The following is an 11,020-nucleotide window of genomic DNA, read 5'->3' on the forward strand; positions in this document are numbered from 1 at the left end:
CCGGTCGCGGAGCACGCGGCGGAGCGGCCCTCGTGCTCGCGCTCGGCCTCGCCGCCTGCACCTCGCCGGGCTCGGGCACCTCCGGCAGCGGGAGCGACGCCGGTGGCGGCAGCGGCGCCGAGGGACTCCCCGACACGCTCCGGATCATGAGCATCCGCGCGCTGACCGGGCCGGTCTCCTTCGCCGGCCTCAACGCGCAGAAGGGCATCGACCTGGCGATCGCGCAGATCGAGGCCGACGGCCTGCTCGGGGAGACGACGATCGAGGTCGACAGCCGGGACAGCGCCAGCAGCCCGCAGGAGGCGGCCAGCTTCGCCAGCCAGGCGATCGCCGACCCGTCCTACGTGGCGATCGTCGGCCCCGAGGCCAGCGCGCAGGCCACCGCGGTCTCGCCGATCGTCGACCAGCAGGGCATGCCCACCGTCTACGTGCAGGCCGGTAGCGAGGGCGTCGTCATCGGCGACTACACCTTCCGCATCACGCCCCCGGCGGCCTCCTACTTCGACCTGGCCGGCGACTACGCCGAGCAGCAGGGCGTCACGACGGCCTCGGTGCTGTTCAACAGCGGCAACCCGACGCTGGTCCAGCTCGGCCAGGAGGTCGTCCCGGAACTGGCCGCCGAGCACGGCTTCGAGGTGCTCAGCACCGGCGGGGTCGAGGCGACCCAGCAGGACTTCACCACCCCGGCGTCCTCGATCGCCGGCGAGGACCCGGACGCGGCCTTCCTCATGGTGCAGGGCCCGCAGTACCCGGTGGCGATCACCCAGCTGCGCCAGGCCGGCTACGACGGCGAGCTGATCGGCATGAGCGCCGCCGGTGCCGGCAACCTGTCCTCGGCCGGGGAGGGCGCGGCCGGCTTCGTGTGGCCGACCAACTTCACCGCGGAGCAGGACGTCGAGAGCACCCGGACGTTCGTCGAGGCCTACCGCGAGGAGTACGACGGCGAGGAGCCCAACAACTACGCCGCCGAGGCCTACGACGCGATGTGGTTCCTCGCGCGCGGCATCGCCGAGGCCGGCAGCACCGACCGCGCCGCGGTCCAGGAGGGCCTGGCCGCCGTCGCCGGCGAGGGCTTCGACGGCGCCCAGGGCGAGATCACCTTCGAGGGCAACGACGCCCGTGTCCCCGGGGTCCTCGTCCGGTGGGACGGCAGCGCCGAGGTCCCGGTCGAGGCCGGGTCCTGACCGCCCGCTGACCCCGCACCGCGCTCCGGTGCCGGCCGGCCGCCGGCACCGGACCGCGAGGGAGGAAACCCATGGCACAGGACGTGCTCAACGCACTGACCCTCGGGTCGCTGTACCTGCTGTTCGCCCTCGGGATGAGCCTGGCCTGGGGGACGATCGGCATCCTCAACTTCGCCCACGGCTCGATCTTCATGTTCGCCGCGTTCACCGCCCACCTGCTCGTGCAGGAGGTGCCGCTGCCGCTCCCGGCGATGCTGGCCGTCGGCGTGCTGGTCGGCGCGGTGCTCTCGCTGCTGGTCCAGGTGCTGGCCTTCGAGCCGATCCAGCGGCGGGCCACCGACCACCGCAAGGCCGAGATGCAGATCCTCGTCGGCGGCATCGGCATCGCGATCATCCCCCTGGCGGTGGCGCAGTACCTCACCCGCAGCGTCCCGTTCGGCTACTCCGCCAGCACGTTCCGGATCAGCACCTACGACTGGGGCTTCGTCCGGGTCAGCAACGTGCAGATCGTGACGCTGGTGGCCGCGTTCGGGCTGGCCGCCGTCATCGGCTGGTGGTTGCGGGCCGCCCGGCCCGGGCTGGCGCTGCGCGCGATCGGCGTCGACGCCGAGGTCGCCTCGATGATGGGCGTCGACCGCCGCCGCCTGGCGCTGCTGACGATGGCCGTCGCCGGCGGCCTGGCCGGGCTGGCCGGCGTCCTGCTCACCTACTACCTGGGCTCGATCGCCCCGGAGACCGGCGACGCGTTCCTGCTCAAGGCCTTCGCCGCGATCATCCTCGGCGGCGTCGGCAGCATCGCCGGCGTGGTCCTCGGGGCACTCGTCCTCGCCGGGATCGAGACGCTGGTCCTGGTCACGACCTCGGGCACCTGGGCGCCGGCCATCGCCTTCGGCGTCATCTTCCTCATGCTCCTCGTCCGGCCGAACGGCCTGCTGGGCCGCCAGGAGGTCCGCCGAACGTGAACGCCTGGTACTTCTCGCACCTGGTCCTCGTCCAGTCCACCTTCATCAGCTTCCTGCTGGCCCTGTCGATCCAGGTGCCGCTGCGCGCGGGGGTGTTCTCCTTCGCCGGCGTCGGCAGCTACGCCATCGGCGCCTACACCGCGGCGATCCTCACCATCCGCGCCCAGCTCGCCCCGGTGCTGGCCATCGGGGCCGGCGTGCTGGTCGCGGCCGCCGCCGGGTACCTCCTGGCCCTGCTGGTGGCCCGGCTCTCCGGCCTCTACCTCGGCATGGCCACCATCTCCTTCGCGCTCTTCCTCGGTGTCCTGGCCACCAACGGCGGCGACCTCACCGGCGGTGCCACCGGGCTCTACGGCGCGATCAGCACGCTGACCACCGGGCACGTGGTCGCGGTGACCGTCGTCGTGGCGCTGCTGCTGGCCGCCGGCGAGCGGGGCGCCTACGGCCGCCGGGTCGACGCCGTCCGGGAGGACCCGCACCTGGCGGTCTCCCTCGGCATCGACGTCACCCGGGTCCGTCGGCGGGTGTTCGTGGTCAGCGGGGCCCTCGGCGCGGCCGCCGGCGGGATGAACAGCCTGCTGCGCACCACCGTCTCGCCCGAGACCGTCGGCTTCCACCTGGTGGTCACCGCGCTGACGATGATCATCGTGGGCGGGGCGCTGTCCTGGGCGGGTGCGGCGATCGGCGCGGTGATCTTCACCTGGCTGCCCAGCGTCCTGCAGGTCGTCGGCGACTGGCAGCTGGTGGTCTACGGCGTGATCGTGGCCGCGGCCGCCGTCTGGGTGCCGGGCGGCCTGCTCGGCCTGGCCCAGGACGGCTGGCACCGACTGCGGACCCGCCACCGGCCGATCCCGGCCGGCGGCGCCGCCGCCCCGGTGGCGGTGGTCGCCCCCGACCCCGCGCAGGAGCTCGCCGCCCTCGGCGGCCCGGCGGCGGAGGCCCGGCCGTGACCGCCCTGGACGACCGGCCCGGGGACGGCGTGCCGGCGCCGGCCACCGCCGTGCTGCAGGGCACCGACGTCGCGGTGCACTTCGGCGGCATCAAGGCCGTCGACGGCGTCGACCTCACCCTCGAGACCGGCCGGGTCCTCGGCATCCTGGGTCCCAACGGGTCGGGTAAGAGCACCCTGCTGGCCGCGCTGACCCGGCTGCTGCCGCTCACCCGGGGCCGGCTCACCCTCGACGGCGAGGACTACGGCCGCGCACCGGCCGCCCGGCTGGCGCACCGCGGCATCGCGCGGACCTTCCAGACCGTGCGGCTGCTGCCCGACCTCACCGTGCTCGGCAACATCCAGCTCGGCGCCGACCTCCGCCTCGGCCGCGCCGCCCGGCTGCGCGAGCTGGTCCGCCGCAGCGTGCCCGAGGCGGTCGAGGAGGCCGTCGAGCGCACCGGGGTCGGCGACCTGCTCGACCTGCGCCCCGGCGAGCTGTCCTACGGCACCGCCCGCCGGGTGGAGATCGCCCGCGCGCTCGCCGGCCGGCCGCGCGTGCTCATGCTCGACGAGCCGACCGCGGGGATGAACCAGCCCGAGCGGCTGGAGGTGGCCGGCCTGCTGCGCCGGCTGCGCGACGAGGGGCTCACGCAGCTGCTCGTCGAGCACGACGTCTCGATGATGGTCGACACCTGCGACCGGCTGCTGGCGATGAACCAGGGCCGGCCCATCGCCGAGGGCGCCCCGCGCGACGTCGTCCGGGACCCGTCGGTCCAGGAGGCCTACCTGGGGAAGAGGTGGAACCGTGCTGGAGATCGCTGACCTGCACGTCCGGTACGCGACGGCGGAGGCGGTCCGGGGCGTGGGCCTGTCGGCGACGCCGGGCCGGGTGACCCTGGTCCTCGGCGCCAACGGGGCGGGCAAGACCAGCACGCTGCGTGCCGCCGCCGGGCTGGTGAGGCCGCACGCCGGCCGGGTCACCCTGGACGGCCGCGACGTCACCGGGCTGGCGCCGCACCGCATCGTGCGGGCCGGGATGGTGCTGGTGCCCGAGGGCCGCCGGGTGTTCGCGCCGCTGACGGTCGAGGAGAACCTCGTCCTCGGCGGCTACACCGCCTCCCGCGAGCGCTCCCGGGAGGTCCTCGAGCGGGTGTTCACCATGTTCCCGATCCTGCGCGAGCGGCGGTCCGGTCCGGCCGGGCTGCTGTCGGGCGGCGAGCAGCAGATGCTGGCCTTCGGGCGGGCGCTGATGAGCTCGCCGCGGGTGATCATGCTCGACGAGCCGTCCATGGGGCTGGCCCCCACGATGGTCGAGTCGGTCCTGGAGGCCGTCCGCGCGATGGCCGACGAGGGCCTGTCGGTCCTGCTGGTGGAGCAGAACGCGGAGCTGGGCCTGGAGGTCGCCGACGACGTCGTGGCGATGGCCCGCGGCGAGGTCGTGTTCACCGGCCCGGCTGCGCAGGCGCGGTCCAACGCGTCCGTGCTGCGCGCGTTCCTCGGCGAGGCCGCGCTGACCGGCCAGGACGCCTGATGGCCACCTCCACCCCGGCGGGCCCGGACCCGACCACGACCGAGGACCCGGCACTGCTCGGCGCGCGCAGCGCGCGCCTGTACGCCCGCTACGCGCTGGCGGTCGACGCCGGCGACCTCGGGGCGCTGCGCGCGATGGTCACCGACGACGTCGGCGTCACCCGCGGCGACCTGCCGACCGAGTCCGGCGTCGAGGCGTTCCTCGACGTCTACCGGGCGCACAACGCGATGCAGATCCCGGTCTGCCGGCACGTGGTCACCAACGTGCTCGCCCATCGCACCGGTGACGTGATCACGACGTCGGCCTACTTCCAGGCCACGATGTTCGAGCAGGGCCGGACGCGGGTGGTCACCGGCACCTACGCCGACGACCACGTCGAGCGCGACGGCGACCTGCTCATCGCGCACAAGCGCATCTCCGTCGACCGGGTCGTGCACCTGCCCGCCGCGGAGGCCCGCTTCGCCCACGCCGGCACGCCGGAGTCGGTGGCCGGGTCGACGGCGGAGGACTGGTCAAACAACCATGCACATGATTAGGTGGGTTCACGTCCGCACAAGAGGTGCGGGACCCCGTCGGTAGGGGAGACATGCGCTACTACACCGAGCTCGTGCCGGTCTTCCCGGACCAGGGCGACTGGACGCTCGCGACGGTACTGCGCCACCACGCGGCCCGCCGTCCCGACGCGGTCCTGTTCGACCTGCCGGAGGAGGGGCTGACCCTCAGCTACGCGCAGGCGCTGGCCCAGGCCGAGTCGGTGGCCGACCGGCTGGCCGAGGCCGGTGCGCGCGAGGGCGACCGGGTGCTGGTCATGGCCGCCAACTCCTCGCAGTTCCTGCGCACCTGGCTCGGCACGGGCGTCGGCGGCACCGTCGAGGTGCCGGTCAACACCGCCTACGAGGGCGTCTTCCTCGAGCACCAGGTGGCCACCGCGGCGCCCCGGTGGGCCGTGGTCGACGACGTCCAGGCCGCCAAGTTCCCCGCCGCCGGCGACGCCGCCCGGGTGATCGAGCACTTCTGGGTGGTCGACACCGGCAGCCGCGAGCAGGCGCTGGCCCTGCTGCGCGAGCACGGCTGGGCCGCCGACCCGTGGGAGGACCTCGCCGTCGGCGCCCGTCCCGGCGCGGCGTTCCCGTCGCCGCCGCCGCACGCGCTGGCCTCGATCTTCTTCACCTCCGGCACGACCGGCCCGTCCAAGGGCGTCGCCATGCCGCACGCGCAGATGTACTTCTTCGGCCAGGAGGTCGTCAGCCTGCAGCGGCTCACGCCGGAGGACACCTACTTCACCTGCACGCCGCTGTTCCACGGCAACGCCCAGTTCATGGCGGCCTACCCGGCGCTCATCGCCGGCGCCCGGCTGGTCTGCCGGCCCCGGTTCAGCGCCAGCCGCTGGGTCGACCAGCTCCGCACCTCCGGTGTGACCGCCACCAACCTCATCGGCGTGATGATGGACTTCGTCTGGAAGCAGCCCCCGCGCCCGGACGACGCCGACAACGTGCTGCGCACCGTGTTCGCCGCCCCGACGGCCAGCTCGATCGTCGAGGGGTTCAAGGCGCGGTACGGCATCGAGGCGTTCACCGAGGTCTTCGGCCTCACCGAGACCAGCGCGCCGATCCTGTCGCCCTACGGCGAGGAGCGGCCCGCCGGCGCCGCGGGCCTGCAGGCCGCCGACTGGTTCGACGTCCGGCTGGTCGACCCCGAGACCGACCGCGAGGTGCCCGTCGGCGAGGTCGGCGAGCTCGTCGTCCGCCCACGGCACCCGTGGACCTGCTCGCTGGGCTACTTCGGCATGCCGGAGAAGACCGCCGAGGCCTGGCGCAACCTGTGGTTCCACACCGGCGACGCCCTGCGCCGGGACGCCGACGGCTGGTACTACTTCGTCGACCGCTACAAGGACGCGCTGCGCCGCCGCGGGGAGAACATCAGCTCCTACGAGGTCGAGCAGGGCCTGCTGTCCCACCCGGGCGTGCTCGAGGTCGCCGTCGTCGGGGTGGCGGCGGACTCCGAGGCCGGCGAGGACGAGGTCATGGCCTTCGTCGTGCCCGACCCGGCCGGCCCCGGTGTCACCGCGGCGCAGCTGTGGGAGCACTGCCTCGGCCGGGTGCCGGGCTTCGCCGTCCCGCGCTACGTCCGCTTCGTCGACGCGCTGCCCAAGACGCCCTCGGAGAAGGTGCAGAAGGCCCGGCTGCGCGCCGAGGGCGTCACCCCCGACACCCACGACCGGACCGCCCACGACCGGACCGCCGCAGCCGCGCCGGCCGGCGCCCGCTGAGGAGGACCGCCGTGGACTACACCGAGGACCCCACCCACAAGGAGATCCGAGAGGCCGTCCGGGCCATGTGCCGGCCCTTCCCGGACGAGTACTGGATGCAGCACGACACCTCGCACGAGTTCCCCTGGGAGTTCTACGACGCGGTGCGCGACGCCGGCTGGCTCGGGCTGACCATCCCCGAGGAGTACGGCGGCGGCGGGCTCGGCGTCACCGAGGCCGCGCTCGTCGAGTACGAGATCGCCGCCTCGGGCGCCGGCATGGGCGGCTGCAGCGCCGTCCACATCGGCATCTTCGGCTTCCACCCGGTCATCGAGCACGGCTCGGAGTCGCTCAAGCAGCGGTTCCTGCCCCAGGCGGTGAGCGGCGAGCTGCACGTCTCCTTCGCCGTCACCGAGCCCGACGCCGGCACCGACACCACCAACCTGTCCACCGCCGCCCGCAAGGTCGACGGCGGCTGGCTCGTCTCGGGCAAGAAGGTGTGGATCACCAAGGCGCAGGAGGCGCAGCGGATGCTGCTGCTGGCCCGCACCAGCCCGCGCGACCCGAACGGCAAGAAGACGGCCGGGCTGACGCTGTTCTTCGCGCCGGTGGACCGCGAGCACGTGCAGATCCGCGAGATCCCCAAGATGGGCCGCAACGCCGTCGACACCAACGAGCTGTTCATCGACGACCTGTTCGTGGCCGACGAGGACGTCGTCGGCGAGGTCGGCCACGGCTTCCGCACCATCCTCGGCGGGCTCAACGCCGAGCGGGTGATCAGCGCCAACGCCGCGCTCGGCATCGGCCGGGCGGCGCTGCGCCGCGGCACCGAGTACGCCAAGCAGCGCGAGGTGTTCGGCCGCCCGATCGGGCAGAACCAGGGCATCAGCTTCCAGCTCGCCGACGCCGCCATCCGCCTCGACGCCGCCGAGCAGGTCGTGCAGAAGGCGGCCTGGCTGGTCGACCGGGGGCTGCCGTGCGGCCGGGAGGCCAACGCGGCGAAGTTCCTCTGCGCCGAGGCCGGCTTCCTCGCCGCCGACGTCGCCCTGCAGGTGCACGGCGGGTTCGGCTACGGCAAGGAGTTCCACGTCGAGCGGTACTTCCGCGAGGCCCGGCTCATGCGCATCGCGCCGATCAGCCAGGAGATGGTCCTCAACTACACGGCCGAGCACGTGCTGGGCCTGCCCCGTAGTTACTGAGAGGAGGCGCGCTGATGGTCCCGTACCGCTCGGTCCTGTTCGTCCCCGGCCACAAGCCCCAGTGGCTGGACAAGGCGCTGGCCGCCGGCGCCGACTGCGTCGTGCTCGACCTCGAGGACTCCGTGCCCGCCGACCTGAAGGCCGGCGCCCGGGAGACCGTGGCGACGTCGATCCGCGCCGTCCGCCAGCGCGACTCCCGCGTCGGGCTGTTCGTCCGGGTCAACCCGCTCGACACCCGGCAGACCGGCGCCGACCTCGAGGCCGTCGTCGTCCCCGGGCTGACCGGGGTGTTCGCGCCGAAGATCGAGACCGCGACCGACGTGCTGCGCTACGACGCGCTGCTCGACCACTTCGAGGCGCGCAACGGCGTGCAGGGGCTGGAGTACATCGTCCCGGTCGAGATGGTCGCCGCCATCCAGCACGCCCGGGAGATCGCGACGGCCTCCCCGCGGGTCGGTGCGATGATCGGCCCGACCGCCGAGCACGCCGACATCGCCCGGGCCGTCGGCTACCGGTGGACGCCGGAGGGGGAGGAGACCCTCTACCTGCGCAGCCGGGTGCTGCTGGCGTGCCGGGAGGCGGGCATCCACCCGCTGACCGGGCTGTGGGAGCGACTCGACGACCTGGTCGGCCTGAAGACCTTCGCCGAGAAGGGCCGCCAGCTCGGCTTCCGCGGCATGATCGCCATCCACCCGGGCCACGTGCCGGTGGTCAACGAGGCGTTCACGCCGACCGCCGGGGAGATCGAGTTCCACGAGGGGCTGGTGGCCGCCTACCGGGCCGCCGCGGCCGCCGGCTCCGGCGCGGTGCGCTACCGCGGGGTGCACATCGACAAGGCGCACGCCGACACCGCGCGCGACTGGCTGGCCCACGCCAGGTCCCTGCCCGGGGCCGCCGGTCCGGCCGTCCCCACCATCGACGCACCCGAGGGAGGGCGCTGACCGTGCGAGGCCTGTACTTCGAGGAGTTCGAGGTCGGCCGGGTCTACCGGCACCCGTTCACCCGGACCGTCACCGAGTCCGACAACGTGCTGTTCACGTCGCTGACGATGAACACCCAGCCGCTGCACCTCGACCACGAGTTCGCCAAGGGCACCATCCACGGCCGGCCGCTGTTCAACAGCCTCTTCACCCTCGCGCTGGTCGGCGGCTTCCACGTGCTCGAGCTGACCTTCGGGACGACGCTGGGCAACCTCGGCTACGACAAGGTCGAGTTCCCGCACCCGGTCTTCCACGGCGACACGCTGCGCGGGGAGACGACGATCCTCGACAAGCGGGAGAGCAGGAGCCGCACCGACAGCGGCATCGTCTGGTTCGAGCACCGCGGCTACAACCAGCACGACGAGCTGGTCATGCGGTGCACCCGCGTCGGCCTGATGGCCAGGAGCCCCGAGCACGGGGGGTCCAACCCCCGGGTCCTCGGGGACGAGACCCCCGTCGCGACCGCCACCGGCACCCCCGAGGAGCAGCGGGCATGACGACCACCGAGACCGACCTGCGCACCTGGGTCCCCACCACCCGCGAGCTGCTGATCGACGGCCGGCTCGTCGCGGGGGAGGGGCCGGTGATCGAGGCGGTCAACCCGGCCACCGAGCAGGTCACCGCCACCGTGCCGACGGCGTCGGCCGCCCAGGTCGACGCCGCCATCGACGCCGCCCGCCGCGCCTTCCCCGCGTGGGCGCGGACCTCCCCGCAGGAGCGCAGCGCCGCGATCTCCCGGCTGGCCGACGTCTTCGAGTCCCACGTCGAGCGGCTCACCGCCTCGATCGTCAACGAGGTCGGCACGCCGGTCGCCTTCGCCGAGGTCATGCAGGTGCGGCTGGGCATCACGCACCTGCGGTGGCAGGCCGAGGCGGCGCTGGTGGACCGCACCGTGCAGCTCGGGCCCTGGCACGACCCGGTGCTCAGCTACTCCGAGGTGGCCTACCGGCCGGCCGGCGTGGTGGCCTGCATCACCGGCTACAACTACCCGATCAACCTCGCCGTCTTCAAGTTCGGCGCCGCCCTGGCGGCCGGGTGCACCACGGTCCTGCTGCCCTCCCCGCGCACCCCGCTGACCACGCTGTGGATGGGCGAGCTCTTCGAGGAGGCGGGCATCCCCGCCGGCGTCATCAACGTCCTCGTCGGCGACGGGCCCTCGGTCGGCCAGCACCTGACCACCCACCCCGGCGTCGACCGGGTGTCGTTCACCGGCTCCGACGCCGTCGGCGCCCGGATCATGGAGCAGGCCGCCCGCGGGCTGAAGAACGTCACCCTCGAGCTCGGCGGCAAGTCGCCCAACATCCTGCTGCCCGGCGTCGACGCCGCCGCCCTGGCCCGCGACATCCATCTCCGGTGGGCGCGCAACGGCGGCCAGGGCTGCGCGGCGCTGGCCCGGATGCTGGTGCACGAGAGCCTGGTCGACGACTTCCTCGCCGCCTCGCGGGAGGCGTTCACCGCGCTCCGGGTCGGCGACCCGTGGGACCGCGAGGTGAACATCGGGCCGATGATCCGCGAGGACCACCGGCAGCGGGTGCAGTCGTTCATCGACGGCGGGCTGGCCGACGGCGGGGAGATCGTGCTGTCGCTGGACACGCCGGTCCCCGACCGCGGCTACTTCGTCAACCCGGTCGTGTTCGCCGCACTGCCGCACGACAACCGGCTGGTGCAGACCGAGGTGTTCGGCCCGGTCGGCGTCGTCGTCCCCTTCGCCACCGAGGAGGAGGCGGTCGCGCTGGCCAACGACACCGCCTACGGCCTGGCGGCCAACGTCTACACCCCCGACGTCGAGCACGGCCGGGCCCTGGCCGCGCGGCTGCGGGCGGGGACGGTGTGGGTCAACGGCGGCGGCAACATGCGGCCCGACGCGCCCTTCGGCGGCTTCGGCCTCTCCGGCGTCGGCCGGGAGATCGGCGAGTGGGGCATCCGCGAGTACCTCGAGCCGCAGCACGTGCAGTGGCGGCCGTGAACGCAAGGGGGACGGCGAC

Annotated in this window: 11 protein-coding genes; all 11 read left to right on the top strand. The window is 73.7% G+C overall.

What is annotated here, in order from left to right:
• The first annotated feature begins 32 nt into the window (after positions 1 to 32).
• The 11 genes from JOD57_RS22855 (at position 33) to JOD57_RS22905 (ending at position 11,001) form a co-directional block, all read left to right on the top strand.
• On the top strand, positions 33 to 1,184 hold the full coding sequence (locus tag JOD57_RS22855) for an ABC transporter substrate-binding protein (RefSeq protein WP_204694121.1): 1,152 nt from the start codon (positions 33 to 35) through the stop codon (positions 1,182 to 1,184).
• Between the two features lie 71 nt (positions 1,185 to 1,255).
• Positions 1,256 to 2,146, top strand: a complete 891-nt coding sequence (locus JOD57_RS22860) for a branched-chain amino acid ABC transporter permease (RefSeq protein WP_204694122.1) — start codon at positions 1,256 to 1,258, stop codon at positions 2,144 to 2,146.
• Positions 2,143 to 3,096 carry a branched-chain amino acid ABC transporter permease gene (locus JOD57_RS22865; protein ID WP_204694123.1) on the top strand — a complete coding sequence of 318 codons (954 nt, stop codon included), beginning with the start codon at positions 2,143 to 2,145 and terminating at the stop codon, positions 3,094 to 3,096. The genes JOD57_RS22860 and JOD57_RS22865 overlap by 4 nt, the downstream gene beginning before the upstream one ends.
• Positions 3,093 to 3,899, top strand: coding sequence for an ABC transporter ATP-binding protein (locus JOD57_RS22870; protein WP_204694124.1), 807 nt, complete (start codon positions 3,093 to 3,095; stop codon positions 3,897 to 3,899). The genes JOD57_RS22865 and JOD57_RS22870 overlap by 4 nt, the downstream gene beginning before the upstream one ends.
• Positions 3,883 to 4,608 (top strand): ABC transporter ATP-binding protein, encoded by a 726-nt coding sequence (locus JOD57_RS22875; protein WP_204694125.1) that lies wholly within the window; start codon positions 3,883 to 3,885, stop codon positions 4,606 to 4,608. The genes JOD57_RS22870 and JOD57_RS22875 overlap by 17 nt, the downstream gene beginning before the upstream one ends.
• Positions 4,608 to 5,144: a nuclear transport factor 2 family protein gene (locus JOD57_RS22880; RefSeq protein ID WP_204694126.1), complete on the top strand. Its 537-nt coding sequence runs from the start codon at positions 4,608 to 4,610 to the stop codon at positions 5,142 to 5,144. Before JOD57_RS22875 ends, JOD57_RS22880 begins: the two co-directional genes overlap by 1 nt.
• A gap of 50 nt (positions 5,145 to 5,194) precedes the next feature.
• Positions 5,195 to 6,877: an AMP-binding protein gene (locus JOD57_RS22885; RefSeq protein WP_204694127.1), complete on the top strand. Its 1,683-nt coding sequence runs from the start codon at positions 5,195 to 5,197 to the stop codon at positions 6,875 to 6,877.
• A gap of 11 nt (positions 6,878 to 6,888) precedes the next feature.
• Positions 6,889 to 8,055, top strand: a complete 1,167-nt coding sequence (locus JOD57_RS22890; protein ID WP_307824872.1) for an acyl-CoA dehydrogenase family protein — start codon at positions 6,889 to 6,891, stop codon at positions 8,053 to 8,055.
• A 14-nt stretch (positions 8,056 to 8,069) separates the two neighbouring features.
• Positions 8,070 to 8,996, top strand: a complete 927-nt coding sequence (locus tag JOD57_RS22895) for an HpcH/HpaI aldolase/citrate lyase family protein (protein ID WP_204694128.1) — start codon at positions 8,070 to 8,072, stop codon at positions 8,994 to 8,996.
• Between the two features lie 2 nt (positions 8,997 to 8,998).
• Complete coding sequence (locus JOD57_RS22900; protein ID WP_307824873.1) at positions 8,999 to 9,532, top strand: MaoC family dehydratase; 534 nt, start codon at positions 8,999 to 9,001, stop codon at positions 9,530 to 9,532.
• Entirely contained in the window at positions 9,529 to 11,001 is a 1,473-nt protein-coding gene (locus tag JOD57_RS22905) for an aldehyde dehydrogenase family protein (protein WP_204694129.1), read from the top strand. The genes JOD57_RS22900 and JOD57_RS22905 overlap by 4 nt, the downstream gene beginning before the upstream one ends.
• Positions 11,002 to 11,020 lie beyond the last annotated feature (19 nt).

The sequence above is a fragment of the Geodermatophilus bullaregiensis genome, from assembly GCF_016907675.1.
GTDB lineage: Bacteria > Actinomycetota > Actinomycetes > Mycobacteriales > Geodermatophilaceae > Geodermatophilus > Geodermatophilus bullaregiensis.